Origin of the sequence: Archangium sp., from assembly GCF_045802675.1 — a bacterium.
In the GTDB taxonomy this organism is placed as follows: domain Bacteria; phylum Myxococcota; class Myxococcia; order Myxococcales; family Myxococcaceae; genus Archangium.
On the sequence record NZ_JBJMQO010000042.1, the window covers coordinates 195103 to 209231 of the forward strand.

The 14129-nt window shown below is 70.7% G+C and carries 15 protein-coding genes; 7 read left to right on the top strand and 8 right to left on the bottom strand.

Going from position 1 to position 14129, the window contains the following annotated elements:
• Positions 1–63: 63 nt before the first annotated feature.
• Positions 64–594 carry a hypothetical protein gene (locus tag ACJ8AN_RS13165; RefSeq protein ID WP_407755668.1) on the bottom strand — a complete coding sequence of 177 codons (531 nt, stop codon included), beginning with the start codon at positions 592–594 and terminating at the stop codon, positions 64–66.
• A gap of 161 nt (positions 595–755) precedes the next feature.
• Here ACJ8AN_RS13165 and ACJ8AN_RS13170 point away from each other — a divergent pair, with 161 nt between their 5' ends.
• A complete protein-coding gene (locus ACJ8AN_RS13170) occupies positions 756–1211 on the top strand; it encodes a DUF2267 domain-containing protein (protein WP_407755669.1) in 456 nt (151 codons plus the stop codon).
• 81 nt (positions 1212–1292) lie between these two features.
• A complete protein-coding gene (locus ACJ8AN_RS13175; protein WP_407755670.1) occupies positions 1293–2339 on the top strand; it encodes a phosphatase PAP2 family protein in 1047 nt (348 codons plus the stop codon).
• On the opposite strand, the gene ACJ8AN_RS13180 is transcribed toward ACJ8AN_RS13175, so the two are convergent.
• Complete coding sequence (locus tag ACJ8AN_RS13180; protein ID WP_407755671.1) at positions 2270–3763, bottom strand: HAD-IG family 5'-nucleotidase; 1494 nt, start codon at positions 3761–3763, stop codon at positions 2270–2272. The genes ACJ8AN_RS13175 and ACJ8AN_RS13180 overlap by 70 nt on opposite strands.
• A gap of 113 nt (positions 3764–3876) precedes the next feature.
• Between ACJ8AN_RS13180 and ACJ8AN_RS13185 the strand changes: the two genes are divergently transcribed.
• On the top strand, positions 3877–4515 hold the full coding sequence (locus tag ACJ8AN_RS13185) for an SRPBCC family protein (RefSeq protein ID WP_407755672.1): 639 nt from the start codon (positions 3877–3879) through the stop codon (positions 4513–4515).
• A 76-nt stretch (positions 4516–4591) separates the two neighbouring features.
• Here ACJ8AN_RS13185 and ACJ8AN_RS13190 read toward each other — a convergent pair whose 3' ends face one another.
• Entirely contained in the window at positions 4592–5404 is an 813-nt protein-coding gene (locus tag ACJ8AN_RS13190) for a YwiC-like family protein (RefSeq protein WP_407755673.1), read from the bottom strand.
• Between the two features lie 267 nt (positions 5405–5671).
• Here ACJ8AN_RS13190 and ACJ8AN_RS13195 point away from each other — a divergent pair, with 267 nt between their 5' ends.
• Positions 5672–6022 (top strand): TraR/DksA family transcriptional regulator, encoded by a 351-nt coding sequence (locus ACJ8AN_RS13195; protein WP_407755674.1) that lies wholly within the window; start codon positions 5672–5674, stop codon positions 6020–6022.
• A 454-nt stretch (positions 6023–6476) separates the two neighbouring features.
• Here ACJ8AN_RS13195 and ACJ8AN_RS13200 read toward each other — a convergent pair whose 3' ends face one another.
• Complete coding sequence (locus tag ACJ8AN_RS13200) at positions 6477–7382, bottom strand: DUF3396 domain-containing protein (protein WP_407755675.1); 906 nt, start codon at positions 7380–7382, stop codon at positions 6477–6479.
• Positions 7364–7918: a hypothetical protein gene (locus tag ACJ8AN_RS13205; RefSeq protein ID WP_407755676.1), complete on the bottom strand. Its 555-nt coding sequence runs from the start codon at positions 7916–7918 to the stop codon at positions 7364–7366. The genes ACJ8AN_RS13200 and ACJ8AN_RS13205 overlap by 19 nt, the downstream gene beginning before the upstream one ends.
• Before the next feature lie 233 nt (positions 7919–8151).
• On the opposite strand from ACJ8AN_RS13205, the gene map reads away from it, so the two are divergent.
• Together map and ACJ8AN_RS13215 are read left to right on the top strand one after the other, a co-directional pair.
• Positions 8152–9156, top strand: coding sequence for a type I methionyl aminopeptidase (gene map / locus ACJ8AN_RS13210; protein ID WP_407755677.1), 1005 nt, complete (start codon positions 8152–8154; stop codon positions 9154–9156).
• Positions 9157–9383: 227 nt separating this feature from the next.
• On the top strand, positions 9384–9740 hold the full coding sequence (locus ACJ8AN_RS13215; protein ID WP_407755678.1) for a hypothetical protein: 357 nt from the start codon (positions 9384–9386) through the stop codon (positions 9738–9740).
• A gap of 3 nt (positions 9741–9743) precedes the next feature.
• Here ACJ8AN_RS13215 and ACJ8AN_RS13220 read toward each other — a convergent pair whose 3' ends face one another.
• Together ACJ8AN_RS13220 and ACJ8AN_RS13225 are read right to left on the bottom strand one after the other, a co-directional pair.
• A complete protein-coding gene (locus ACJ8AN_RS13220; protein WP_407755679.1) occupies positions 9744–10838 on the bottom strand; it encodes an MBL fold metallo-hydrolase in 1095 nt (364 codons plus the stop codon).
• A gap of 54 nt (positions 10839–10892) precedes the next feature.
• The gene (locus tag ACJ8AN_RS13225; protein ID WP_407755680.1) at positions 10893–11525 is read right to left on the bottom strand and encodes a TonB family protein; all 633 of its coding nucleotides are present in this window, start codon (positions 11523–11525) and stop codon (positions 10893–10895) included.
• A 127-nt stretch (positions 11526–11652) separates the two neighbouring features.
• Here ACJ8AN_RS13225 and ACJ8AN_RS13230 point away from each other — a divergent pair, with 127 nt between their 5' ends.
• Positions 11653–12117, top strand: coding sequence for a hypothetical protein (locus ACJ8AN_RS13230; protein WP_407755681.1), 465 nt, complete (start codon positions 11653–11655; stop codon positions 12115–12117).
• A gap of 18 nt (positions 12118–12135) precedes the next feature.
• On the opposite strand, the gene ACJ8AN_RS13235 is transcribed toward ACJ8AN_RS13230, so the two are convergent.
• Positions 12136–13842, bottom strand: a complete 1707-nt coding sequence (locus ACJ8AN_RS13235) for a metallophosphoesterase (protein WP_407755731.1) — start codon at positions 13840–13842, stop codon at positions 12136–12138.
• Between the last annotated feature and the right edge of the window lie 287 nt (positions 13843–14129).

Genomic DNA, 14129 nt, shown 5'->3' on the forward strand with positions numbered 1-14129 from the left:
CCGTCATCCCAGCGGGGGGCGGCCGGGGGCCTCGGGTGGCGGCTCGGGGGCCGGGGAGGCGCCCTACGAGTCCTGGCGCCGCTTGCCCCTGAGCACCTCGGGGGGGAACAGCCAGCCGTCCTTCGGGTCCGAGACCGGAGCCGCCGGGGCGGGGGCCGCCGAGCGCCGGGAGCGGGCGGGCCGGGCGGGCTTCTCGTGGGCGGCGTCCCCCCGGGTGACCTTGGTGTCGCGGCCGGAGGTCTCGGGCACGGCCTTGAGAGGGGGCAGGTGCGTCTTGCGGCAGCTGCGGCACCAGGACTGGGGCCGGCGCTCGCCGCGGATGATGCGCGTGCCGAAGTCCTGCTGCGTCGGGCCCACGTGGCCGCAGCGGGGGCAGCGGGAGAGCGCCGTCTTGCCCACTTCCTTGGCCAGCTGCCGGCCGTGACGCACCACCAGTGCCAGCGCCGTGGCAAAGCCCATCTTCGGCGGCGCCCCGGACTTACGGGCCCGCTTCTTCCGTCCGCTCTTGCCCAGAAGAGGCATCAGGTCCGCCCCGCCGAGAAGGTCCCCCTGCTGCAGGACTCGCAACGCGCCGCTGGTGGTCGAATGGCTCACGACGCTATTCATACTGGGGCGGTCTGACATCCCCTGCTGATCGGCCAGGTCGCCCGCCCGTTGCCCAGGCGGCAGTCGGGCCCGGTCCCCCTCCGATCAACCCTCCACCCGCCTTCTGGAGCATGGCCACCTTCCTGGAAACGACACCCCAGGAGCGCACCATGGCCGACACCCCCCCGGGAGCCCCGCAGAGCCGCAGCGCGAAGCGCCACGAGTCCCACCTCGGCTCCACCTACGCCGCCTTCATCAAGCACCTGTGCGAGGTGGGCAAGCTCGAGGCCGGCCTGGCCGAGTGTGCGGCGGTGTCGGTCATCCACGCGCTGCTGCACCGCATCCAGCCCGGCGAGGCGAGAGACCTCCAGGCGCAGCTGCCGCGCAAGCTGGTGGACATGCTGCCCAAGCAGGACCCGCAGCAGCCCCCGCGCGCGCTGGGCAAGAGCCGGGATGACTTCCTGAAGGGGGTGGCCGAGGACCTGCGCAAGGACGTGTCCGAGGTGGAGACCATCGTCCGGGCCGTCTTCCAGGGCCTGCGCGAGCACATCTCCGAGGGCGAGGCGCAGGACGTGGAGAGCAACCTCTCGCGCGAGCTGCAGGACCTGTGGCGGCGCACACAGTAGGACTGGGCGCCTCTTGATTCCCTCCGCGTCCCGGGAGTAGTTAGTTAGTTACCAATAGCTAACTAATGGGTGGTCGAGGTCATGGGACGTCCCGTGCAGGTGCTGGGCAGGGAGAGCGTCGAGGGGGGCGGGCCCATCGTGGCCGCCGGGGAGTGGGGAGCGGACGGGGACGCGGGCCGGTGGAGCGCGTCTCCGAGGACCTTCTGGGAGGCGCGGGTGGTGCACCTGCGGGGCGTGGACGTGGTCATCGTCACCGCGTGCGCGCTGGCCGCCCTGGCGCTGGTGGGGCCGGCGCGGTGGGCGCCCGGGGCACCGAGGGCCGCCATGCACTTCGCCCTCTTCGCGCTCGGGCCGCTGGTGCTGCGCACCCTGGAGGCCTCGTTTCCCCGGCGGCGGCTGCTCGGCTTCGTGGCCTCCTTCTGGCTGCTGCCGGTGCTGGCGCTCAGCCATGAGTTCCTCGCGCCGCTGGTGAATGCCCTCACGCCGGTGCTGAAGGATGCGCCGCTGGCCACCCTGGAGTGGCGGCTGCTGGGGGCGTGGGCCTCGGTGGTGCTCGGGTCGTGGGTGCCGCCCTGGCTCACCGAGCTGCTGATGCTCTGCTACTACGGCCACTTCCTCTGGCCGCTGATGCTCGGCGCGGTGCTGTACTTCTCCGGGCGCCGCGAGGCCTTCGACGAGTACCTGTTGGCGCTCGGGCTGCTCTTCGCCTTCACCTACTTCGGCTACGCGTTGGTGCCCGCCATCGGCCCGCGCTACTTCCTCTTCGACGCGTTTCCCCAGCCGCTGAAGGGCGTGTGGCTCACGCCGCTGCTGGACTCGATGATGCGCGAGCCGCCCTTCGCCAAGGACTGCTTTCCCTCGGGGCACACCGGCACCACGCTGGTGGTGCTGGCGTATGCCTTCCGCTTCGAGCGGCGCGTCTTCCGCGTCATGCTGCTGCCGGGCGTGGGCCTCATCGTGGCCACGCTGGTGGGGCGCTTCCACTACACCACGGACCTCGTGTGCGCGGTGCCGCTCGTGCTCGTGGTGCTGGGGCTGGCGCGGTGCTGGAGCCGGCCTCAGGGCGCGGCGGTGTTCCCGGTGGTGGCGGGGAAGACGGGCGTGCCGCCGGGGGTGCTCGGGTCGTGAGGGAGGCTGCCACGCGGGCTGCGCAGATAGACGAAGGGCGTGGCGAAGAGGAAGTTGCTCACCCGGGACGTGTAGATGTCCGCGTAGCGCTCGACCTGGCGCGCCAGGTGGCTCTTGTCGTTGCCCGCGCGCGTGAGCAGGCCCCAGACGGGGTTGGACAGCTCGCTGGCCGCGCGCGCCATGGGGCCGAGCTCCGCGTCGAGCTGCTCCAGTTGCAGGCGCAGCTCGGCGGCGCGGGCGTGCAGCTGCTCGTCCGGGGGCGAGGGCTCGCGGGGGCCATACCCCAGGCGCCGGCGCTGCAGTTCCAGGCGCACCTGGCAGGACTCGGCCTCCAGCCGCTCCTTTTGCTCCATGCGCTCGGCGAGCCGCGCCTCGGTGGCGCGGAAGGCGCTGATGGCGCGGATTTCGTCCTCCAGCTCGCGCAGGACGAGGGCGGTGCGCCAGCGCAGCACGTTCTTGGTGACGTGCACGTCGCCGAACATGTGGTCGCCCACGTAGAGGATTTCATCCCCGCTCATGCCCAGCGAGCGCTCCACCTCGGTGGCGCTGCCGCCGAAGTAGGGCACCCCCGGCTTGAGCGGCCCCGAGTGCGGACGCAACAGGCCCTCCTGGCCCGGTGCCGTCACCACCTCGAAGAGCGAGGAGCGCGTGGTGAAGAACTCGGGCTTGCGCGCGCTGACGATGACGACGTCGAACACCTCGCGCCACGTCATCCCCTGGGGCAGGTACGGGTCGAACGCGGCGTGCATCATGGGCAGCGTGTACGCCCACTCGCTGTTGGTGATGAGCAGCAGCTTCTTGCCCGCGTTCTTCTGGTCCAGCAGCGCGAGCGCCGTCTCGGCCTCGGCGAGCACGTAGCGGCCCGGGTCGGCGATGATTTCCGCCTTGAGCGCGCCCTCCATGTGGGTGGCGTCCAGGCTGCGGCGCACGTGCTCGTAGACGTCCGTGTAGCCCATGGGGCCGGAGAGCTTGCCCTCGTCCAGCAGGTCCACCACCTGGGCGTAGAGGCACGCCTCGGAGAGCGAGAAGAGCGTGTTGAGGAACACCCAGCGGCGCTCGGCCAGGTCGATGATGGTGCGGGCGTACTCGTTGCGCTGGGACTCGAAGTCCATGGGCCGGGTGCCGTGCAGCGCCTTCTTCACGAAGCCGAAGCGGTTGGCCTTGAGCAGGTTGCCCTTCTCGGTGTCGATGATGAGCCCGCGCATGGCCAGCGACGGATCGAATGTCAAATGCGCCACGGGCCAGCCCTGGGCCACGAGCCGGTTTCTCATATGTTCATAGGCGCGCTGTTCCCACGCTTCCACTTTGTAATGGATGAGCGTGTAATCCATGTCATACCCGATGGCCTTGATGGCCCTCATGTTGAGGGTTCGATTGCAGAAGAGGCCGCGCTCCGGCGGGGGGGCTGTCAGGTGGGTGCTCATATGCCTACCTTCGTGCCCTGGCCGGTGCCAAAAGTCGATACTTCTGGCGGCGTGGGTGTTGGTGGTGGCGGGGAACCGGCTCGGGACCCGCCTCGAAATGAGGGGAGTCGAACATGAGGAGCCTGCCGGGCCTGCTGGCCTTGGTGGTGGCGTTGGTGGCGGTTGGCGCCAGGGCCGAGGAGGAGTGGGAGACGGTGGCGGACGGCGACGTGGTCATCCGGGTGCGCGAGCGGCCGGACATCCCCGGCGGCCGGGAAATCTGGGCCGAGGGCGTGCTGGACGCGGGCATCCAGGACGTGCAGGCCGCGCTGCGGGACCACGAGAACTTCCGGCACTGGATGCCGTACGTGAAGGAGTCGCGGGTGCTCTCGGCCGCGGACGGCGCGCGCGTGACGTACACGCGGCTGGACCTGCCCGTCATCTCCAACCGCGACTTCGTGCTGCGCGTGGTGGACGAGCAGGTGCTGGCGGCGGACGGCACGGGGGTGTTCCACCAGAAGTGGACCCCGGAGAACGAGGCCCTGCCGGCGCGCAGCGGCGTGGTGCGGCTGCGCCACAACGAGGGCAGCTGGCACTTCACCGCGCGCGGCGAGGGCAAGGTGAGCTTCGTCTACCGCTTCACCGTGGAGCCCGGCGGCTCGATTCCAGGCTTCCTCGCGGGGCTGGGCCAGAAGGACGCGGTGATGGACACCATCCGCGCGGTGGAGCGCCGGGCGCAGCGGCTCGCCACGGAGAGGGCCTCGGCGCGTTAGGGGCGCGCTCGAGCGCCCCGTGCCGGAGCGCGCGGCCCCCGCTTCTCCGGCCGGCCGCGCAGCCGTGTGTCGCGCCTCATGAGAGCCCCACGCCGAGCAGCACCAGCGTGAGGGTACCGGCCAGGCCCAGCGTCCAGCCGATGGCGTGCAGCCGCCGGGGCGAGGGCAGGGCCACGCACAACCCGAGCGCCACGAGGCCCACGGGCAGCAGCGCCGCCACCTGGAGCGGGTGCAGGCCGGACTCGAGCGCCCAGACGACGGCGGTGGTGAGCACGGCGGCCACGAGGACGGCGCCGGTGCACCGCAACTGTCCGCGGTTGGCGCGGGGCCGGTGGCTGGCGATGACGGTGCGCACGGCGAGGGTGGCCAGGCCGAAGGACAGGCCGTAGGTGCCCCAGAGCGTCAGGGCGGTGGGGGCCGGCACGCCCCCGGCCATGGCGACGGGCACGGCCCAGGCCCCGAGCGCGAGGGCGGCGAGCACCTCTCCGGAGAGCGAGCGCTCCTGGCGGTTCCACGCGAGCAGGAGCACCTCGCCCCCGAGGATGAGGGGCAGCGCGAGGAAGGGCCGGGCCTCGGACGGCAGCGAGGCGGCGCCCACCGCGAAGCACAGCGCGCCCAGGGCCCCCACGAGGAGGCCCCACCCGCGGGCCCGGCCACCATCGCGCTCGCCGCGGCGGGCACCCCGATGACCGAGCAGCAGGAGCAGCGGCTCATGGGCCAGCAGGCAGGCGAGCGCGGCACCGGAGAGCCAGAGCGCGCTGGCGGGGGCGCGGGAAGCGAAGAGGGCGGTGGCCAGGGGCAGGCCGAGCTGGAAGTACGCGCCGTGCTCGCGGGGCAGGAGCCCCTGCGGGAGCGAGCCGGGAGCGGGGTGGGTGGAGAGGGAGGACATGGGCCGGGAGACCTCGAGCGGCGGTGGGCGGGGCACCGGTGGAGATGCCCGCCACGACTCGGAGCAAGGGCTGTTCCAGCGCGAGTGGGAGAGGGGAGGCGGGCGCGGAGCGCAAGGGGTGCGGAGGGACTCGGGGCGGCCCGCAAAGCTTGCGCGTGACCGACGGGATTTCAGGGGCGGAGGAACGAGGCACGGTTCCTGAAATGGGGAGGCGGGTCACGATCGGCGGGCCGATGCGGCGCGCCGGGGAAGAAGCGGGGGAGCACCATGATGGACACGTGGGAGAACGAAGCGCGGGCGGCGTTGCTGCAGAGGCGGAGCAGCCTGCGAGGCGTGCTGCGCGCCAACGTGGCCGAGGCGGAGGGATTGAGGCGGAGGAGTGGGAGGGAGCCGGACCCCGTGGACGAGGCGATGGAGGAGAGCGCGGGGGAGGTGCTGGAGAAGCTGTCGGAGCGGGAGCAGCGGGAGTTGAGGGACATCGACGACGCGCTGGTGCGCATCCGGCAGGGGCGGTTCGGGCACTGCGCGAGGTGCGGAGGGGCGATTGGCCGGCACCGGCTGAGGGCCATTCCCGAGGCGCGTCACTGCATGGCGTGCAGCGCGCAGGTGCGGGGCTGAGGGCGGACGCACCCGGGACGCACCGTGCCCATCATCCCTCGCCCTCCGGGAGAGGGACGGGGTGAGGGTATCGAGTCTCCCGGGTTCGGGTCAGGGACTCGTGGGCCTGGGAGCAACCGAGGCCCCGGTGGAGGCCGGCTGGGAGGGAGCCGCGGGAGGGAGCGCCGCGGGATTCCGTGAAGCGTGAGGCCGCCGGACGCCCGGCAGGAGCCCCGCGAGCGGAGCGTGCGTGGCACACCCTCCGAGCAGGAGCAGGAGCGCGACACCGAGGGCACGTGGGCCGGAGGGCCTCAAGGTGACACGGAGTCGAGAGCCCGAGGAATCGGCACGCATGACACCCCCCCTGGAAGCGCGGCTTGGACCTGGGAGCATCCAGAAGTCGCGAGTGGGGCGTCAACGCGGGCCAGTCGCCGCGAGTTGAAAAGGCGAAGGGCTGAGCTGAGTGCGGCCGCGTTCAATCGAGGAAGCGGCGCTCCCAGCGGCGCATGTCTTCCGGGGAGAAGCCATTCCAGGGGACCTTGCGCTGGTAGAGCCAGGGCTCCAGCACGCGCGCCAGCTGACGGTGGAGAGGCAGATCGAGGCCCTGCTCGGTGTCGCCTGCTTCGGGCCATTCCCCGAGGGTGACGACGGCCCGCTCGCCGTCCATTTCCCGCACGGAGATGTCGGGCGAGGAGAGGCGGGAGCGCAGACCGGCCGCACCGCCCAGCTCGCCGAGCACCGGCTGGCCCAGGAAGGTCAGCCAGTACGCTCCTCGCACCCTCGTGCCGATCTCCCAGGCGGTGTCTTCCAGCGCCTGGATGTTCATCCCTGGGTAGCGCAAGCACCACGGACGGAGTTCCTCCGTGCCGCCCGGGAGTTGCATCAGCGCATTGAATGCGAGGCTGGCGTGGCCGGAGTTGAAGGGCAGAGGAGCGGCCAGTTCCAGCGCCAGCTCTCGCACGTGAGCGGGCCCGTGCTTCTCCAGGTACTCGGGAGGGAGCCGGAAGGAGACCGCGCACACCGCGCCCGGGTTGTTGACGAACAACGGGGAATCGAGCGACTTGCCGTAGTAATCGAAGGCATGGTGGCTGACGCCGCTCGGAGAATCCCTCAGCCGGAGGATGGGGTTGCCGCGCTCGAGCAGTTTGAGTCGGTTGTGGGCCCAGCCCGCAGCATCGAGCTCCTGCCAGTCGCCCTCCGGGTCCACGTACCAGCCGAGCGCCTGGGGCCCCACCACGCGCACGTACGTCTCCAGTGAGTGCATCACCGCCTGCGCGATTTCCGGGTGGGAACGGCGCAGGTAGAAGCAGATGCTCAGCCCCTCGCGCAGCACGAACTCTCCTTCTTTCGTGTGGAGCTTCATCACTGGGATTTGAGCCATGGAATGATTTCCCGTAGCGGTGCGACCAGATTGGGCACGATGTTCAAGATGGCGAAATAGATCTTTCCCTGGGTCGAGCCCGCGAAGGGGCCTTGTTCGTACGCCCTCCATGTGGGGCTGTTGGTCTCGGGGCAGGGGAACTTGAAATCGTAGACGGCCAGGATCTCGAGCGGATCGCCCGAGTGGATGACCACGTCGGGCACGATCGTGCCCGCGAGCTCGTCGCCGCACCCTTGTTGCAGGAGAGTGCGTGCCTCTTCGGGGCTGACCAACTCCTTTTTCCCCGTTCGGGGATCGCCGCGGTAGCGCTGCTCCAGACTGAAGCGCCCTGGTATCAGTCCTCCCAGTTTCTCTGCCGTGCACTGGAGGGCGAGGCGGTGCTTCTCCCTGCCCAGTTGCATGGCCCGGGTCAATCGCCTGTTCCTGTCACACGGATCCTGCTCCACCTCTTCCTGGCATTGGCTGCGAGAGGGGCTCTTTCCACCGAACTGTTTGCGGTTGACCTGCTCATCCGCCTGGTCGGCGCACTTCTTCAAGGCGCTCTCGATGTCAGTCTTCGTCTTGGACGTCAGGACATCGCCTGTCTCGGCCAGATCTTCAGGGGAGGGGACATGCGGTGCTCATGAGCGTACCCGGGGAAGCGGCGGATGTTCGCACACCGGGCCTCCGGGCAGCCGACCCGCCACGGTGTGTCCAAGGCCGACGGCTCCCGGGGCGGGCCGCCGAGAAGGCGTGCGCGATCCGGCCTCAGAGGCTATGTCTCCAAGACATGACCGACGTTTCCACCTCCAGCGTGCGGGTTCCACCCGCGGTGTTGCCGAAGCCGAACGACCCCTGCTGGTGCGGCAGCGGCACCAAGTACAAGAAGTGCCACCGGGGCGCGGACACCGTGGAGGCACGCAAGCGAGGGCCCGAGTCCCACTCGCGCGGCGTCCGTCCGGGCGTCATCAGCCCCATGCGCACCGTGCCCTCCAACGTCCCGCGTCCCGACTACGCGGTGTCTGGCCGGCCCGGCCGCTTCTTCCCTCCCTCTGAAATCAAGAGCCCCGACGTCATCGCCCGCATGCGCCGCGCCTGCCGCGCCGCCGCCGAGGTGATGAACGCCACGGCCGCCCACGTGCGCCCCGGCATCACCACCGACGAGCTCGATGCCCTCGCACACGAGGAGTACATCCGCCGCGGCGGCTACCCGAGCCCCCTCAACTACCACGGCTTCCCCAAGTCCATCTGCACCTCGGTCAACGAGGTCATCTGCCACGGCATCCCCGACAACCGCGCGCTCGAGGACGGGGACATCGTCAACCTCGACATCACCATCTACCTCGAGGGGGTGCACGGCGACTGCTCGGCCACCTACCCCGTGGGCACCGTCGACGCCGACAGCGAGCGGCTCATCCGCGTCACGCGCGAGTGCCTCATGCTCGGTATCGAGGCGGTGAAGCCCGGCCAGCCCCTCAACGTCATCGGCAAGGCCATCGAAGCGCACGCCACCAAGAACGGCATGGGCGTGGTGCGCGCCTACTGCGGCCACGGCATCGGCGAGCGCTTCCACAGCTCGCTCCAGATTCCGCACCACTTCGACCCCGAGGCGAAGACAATCATCGAGCCCGGGATGACGTTCACCATCGAGCCGATGATTACGCTCGGCCACTGGCACCACCGGGTGTGGGACGATGGCTGGACGGCGGTGACGGCGGACGGCAGCCGCACGGCCCAGTTCGAGCACACCATCCTGGTGACGGACCAGGGCGCGGACATCCTCACCGTCGCCTGAACGGAGCACTCCTCCGGGGACGTCCTTCGCCACGTCCCCGGGTGCTGCCGCGGGGACCTGTCATGAGGTGGACCCGTCCGGCTTCGCGGGGCGCGACTTTCGAGCACTCCCCCTCCATACTGCGCCTCCCTTCAATGATCTCCAGGTCGCTCCCGAATGGAACCCGGACGTGGACCGCCCCCAACGGGGAGTTGCGCCTCTGGAGTCCCGCCCCTCATGTACTCGTGTTGCGGTTTCGCGGACGCCTCTATGACCTCGAGTTCGCCCGCGTCGCCGTGGCGGCCATCAACGAGGTCGTCTCCAAGAACGCGCGCACGGTGGACGTCTTCCACGACTGGGAGGGGATGGAGCTCTACACCACCGAGGCGCGCACGGAGCTCACGGAGCTGGGCCTGCGGCTGGTGACGCGGCTCAACTCGCTGAGCGTGCTGATTGGCTCGAGCGTGGTCGAGATGGGCGTGACCATGGCGGGCATCAAGCTGGGCGGCATCCGCATGTTCACCTCCCGCGAGGAGTTCGACCAGGCCGTGCAGCAGGCCGTGGAGTCCCGGGGCGGTACCTTCACGCCGCTGCCACCGGATTGAGTCTCACCCCGCGGGGTCCACCGCCACGGGCCGCGCTGTGTCCCGGGCGCCGACGGACCGCCACCACGGCTCGACGGGCTCCACCCGCGCGGGCTCCACGGGCGTGCCGAGCCTCGGCATCACCAGCCGCACCCGCTGCTCCTGCCCGAGCCGCAGCAGTGTCTCCGCCGGCTCGTCCCACGCGTGGATGGCGAGGTTGAAGGTGCCCCAGTGCACCGGGAGGAACGCGCCGCCGCCGAGCAGCTCCAGCGCCTTGAGCGCGTTCTCCGGCCCGAGGTGGATGTCGCCCCACGCCGGGTGGTACGCGCCCACCTCCAGCAGCACCAGGTCGAACGGCCCGAGCCTCTGGCGGATGCCGGCGTATTCGGGCGTGAGCCCCGTGTCGCCGCTGAAGAAGACCTTGTGCTTCGGGCTCTCGATGACGAAGGACGACCAGAGCGTGCGGTTGCGGTCTCCCAGGCCACGGCCGGAGAAGTGCTGGGACGGCGCGGCGGTGAGGCGCAGCTCTCCACGAGGCAGCGTGGCGGACTCCCACCAGTCGAGCTCCGTAATCCGCTCGGGGGGGATGCCCCAGGCCTCCAGGTGCGCGCCCACGCCGAGCGACGTGTAGAAGGGCACGTCCGTGCGCGCCAGCTCCAGGAGGGTCGGGTAGTCGAGGTGGTCGTAGTGGTCGTGAGAGATGATGACGGCGTCCAGCGGCGGCAGCTGCGCGAGCGTCACCGGCACCGGGTGGAAGCGCTTGGGCCCGGCGAAGGCCCACGGGGAAGCGCGCTCGCCCCAGACGGGATCGGTGAGCACGCGCAGCCCGTCGATTTCGAGCAGCACCGTGGAGTGCCCGAGCCACGTCGCGCGCAGCTCCGTGTCCACCGGCCGGGCCCACGTGGCGAGCGGGCTGTGCACCGGCAGGGGCGCGGGCGGCGTGCGGCGCTGGCCGCCGAGCATGAACTCGCCCATCGTCGAGAACGTGGTGCCGGGCTTGAGCCCAGGGCTCACCGCCGCGGTGTTCTGGAAGACTCCTTCGAGGTAGCGGGAGGAGGCGCGCATGCGCTCGAGGCGCAGGCCGTGGGCCTTCCCACCAAAGACGGTACCCATGGGCATGGCGAACCGTTTAACGCCGCTCGGCCCCGGGTGCCATCCAGCGCCCTGCCCCGCTCACCCGGTGATGCGCACCACGAAGGTGTAGTCCACGTCCAGCGGCTGGCCCTGCGCCATCACGGGCGTGACCCGCCACGAGGAGACGGCCTCGAGCAGCTCCTGATCCATGTACGGCAGGCCGTTGAGCAACCGGCAGTGGGTCACCCGGCCCTCGCGCGTCACCACGCAGCGCACCAGCGCGGTGCCTCGTACGCGCTCGGCCTTCGCCTCGGGGGTGAGCTGCGGCTCCCTCCCGCTCACCTTCTGGGGACGCGTCATCCCCGCCGGCTCGAAGGGCACCGGCTCGGAAGACAGCGACGCCGTGCCGTCCGTCTGCGGCCGGCGCGGCTCGGGTGTCCTCGCCGATACGAGCGTCTTCGCCTCGGCCTTCGGCTCGTCCTTCGGCTCGGTGGCGGCGGGCCTGGGCGCGGCGCGCTTCACGGCCTTGGGCTTCTCGGCCTTCGCGACGGGCGCCGGCGTGGGCTCGGGCGCCGGGGCCGGGGCGATCTCGGCGACGGGCTCGGACGCGGGAGTCATCGCGGTGGCCGTCCGGGACGTCGTGACACACCCGGTACCCCCCAGGGCCACGCACGCGGCCAGCAGGCAGGTGAGGGCAAAGCGGGGCTGTACGGAGGAGGAGCGACCAGTCATGCCGTAATTTTACACCATCTCCGGCGGGCGCGCTGCCTGGATTGTCCGATTTTTCGGGGTATTCCAACAGCGGTGGAGGTGGGATTCGGGAGGCGGCCGGGTGTTATCGAAGGAGAGGAGGTGGCCCATGGCGCTGCGACGACACATCCCCCTGTTCGAGCTCGAGGCCGAGGACGGCCAGACCCACGGCACGCGCGAGGCCTGGCAGCGGCGGGACCTGCTGCTGGCGGTGCTGCACGCCAACTGTGACACGTGCCAGGGATTGCACCGGGAGCTGAGGGCGAGGGCGCCCGCGTGGCGCCAGGAGGAGGTGGAGGCCCTCACGGTGATGATGCCCGGAGTGTCCGGAGCGCCGCTGTTGCCCGGGGCGCTGAGGGACGATGAGGCGGGCACGGTGACGTGGAAGCTCGCGGAGTGCTTCGAGCGCGTACCGGGCACGGCGGTGCTGGCGGTGGCCAGCCGCTTCGGCGAGCTCTACCGGGTGCTGGACGTGCACGGCCGGCCCACGGCGCGGGTGCTCGGCGAGGCGCTGGAGTGGTTGGACCTGGCGCAGCGCCAGTGCGGCGAGTGCTCCGCGCCCCTCTGGGAGTAGGGCGCGGGAGCGCGGGGCTCAGCCGCGGCGGGGTGTCACGCGCACGGGCGGCTCGATGAGGGCGGGCTCGGTGGCCTCGGGATCATCCGGCTCGTAGGCGGGCGCGTAGGGGCCGGCCTTCGTCGGCTTCCACTTGCGAGGCACGCGCTCGAGGCCCACCGGGAACACGGTGAGCTGACCGTCCCTGTCGATGCGCAGCCGCAGGAAGTTCTTCCAGTCGGGGATGGCCAGCGAGATGAAGGCCTCGTTGGAGTGGGCGAGGAAGCCGTTGACGCTCACCGTGAGGTACAGGCCCATGATGAAGGGCCCGATGAGGAAGCCGCCGAGGAAGGTGAAGAGGCCGCCCAGGAGGAACTTGGCCCAGACGTGCGTCCACCCGGCGGAGCACAGGACGACCCCGGGCACGAGCGCCGTGCCATGGATGACCTCGGGACAGATGTGCAGCACGCTGACGGTGAAGTACACCGAGCCCCACGCCACGAGGAACGCGGCGAGGATGTGCGCCAGGGCATGCAGTCCGCCCGCGAGCACGCGCCAGCGCCCGAGGGCCTTGTCCGCGAAGCCGACGAGCCCGCCAATCGTGGCGATGCCCAGCGTCAGCGACCACGGGCGCGTCACCACCGAGGAGCCCACGGCGGCGATCGCGTCCTGGAATTGCGTAATCCCGAAGGCGCCAATCTCCGTGTACGTGGCGAGCGCGAGCAGCAGGTAGAGCGCGCCCGTCATCAACCCGAAGAGCGGGCTGTGGCGGATGAGCAGGAGGTTCTGGCGCGCGAGCTTGCGTGACGTCTGCTCGTCCGGGAAGCTCTTCTTCACCACGTAGCCGTCGCGCAGCCGGCGGGCCCTCGGGGCGTGGGTGGGGGCGAGGAAGGCGCCGCCGCCGCCCGCGGTGATTTTGTGCCGCCCATCCGGGCCCTCGTGGCGCCGGTAGTGGTGCAGGTCTCCCGCGAGGAAGAGGCAGATGCGCCGGCCGAACACCTTCTCCTGGAGGTACTCGAGGTTGTTCTCCAGGTAGCCCCGGCGCCGCTTGGAGGTGGCCGCGAGAATCCACGCGGGCTCGGCGTTGCAGAGGATGATGCGGTCCTCCGGCTTCATGTGCGAGGCGACCTGCCGGAAGTACTCCACCTGGGGCACGTCGATGTCGCTGTTGAGCTGCACGTCGGTGCCGACGAGCCACCAGCCCTGGGGCAGCTTGAGGGCGAAGTAGCTGCGGGCCTGGCGCGTGCGCCGGCCGGCGAGCCACCGGTTGGCGCAGAACAGCCGCATGAAGGCGGACAGGCCGTCGTACCAGTCGTGGTTGCCCGGAATGGCGAACAGGTCCGGGCTGGGCGAGGGGGTGCGCGACATCGCCTCCTCGTAGGGCAGCACCAGTCGCTCCTCGTACGTCTCGCGGCTGGCGCCCGGGTACACCTGGTCCCCGCCGAGCACGAGGATGCGTCCGCGCTCGGTGGGGTGGGCCTGGCCCTGCGCGTCCTTCACCTCCAGCCTGGGCAGTGCCATCAGCCGCGCCACTGCGTAGGTGGGGTTCCACCCGTCGCCGGTGTCGGCCACGTAGTCGAGCCAGAAGTCCTCGCCGGGGGACTCGGCCGAGTAGTCGAAGTAGGGCGGCTGCGGGCGCACCACGGCCTCGATGAGGCGGTGGTCCGCGCGGGCGCCGAACATGGCGGCCACGAGCGCGTCCAGGCCGGTGCGGATGAGCATGGCCGGGTGGAGCCAGCGCACCATGTCCGCGTGCTTCTCGGGCCGGGTGGCGGTGCCGGTGTCGTCGCAGGCGCTGACGTCCTGGAGCAAGTCCTCGGCGTGCGCTTCCGGGGGCGCTTCGTCCGTCTCCTCGGGACGCGGCTTCTTCGCGGTACCTGGCTCGTTACGTGTCACTGGACACGACGGTCCCCCAGCCCCGTGCTCGGGTCAACTCTCCGGCCAGGAAGAGGACCTGATGGGTACTCGCCCGCGCTTCCTCCTCCGGCCACCAGGCATGCGGGCGTTCGGCAGATTCCGTTTGCCCTGGGGCG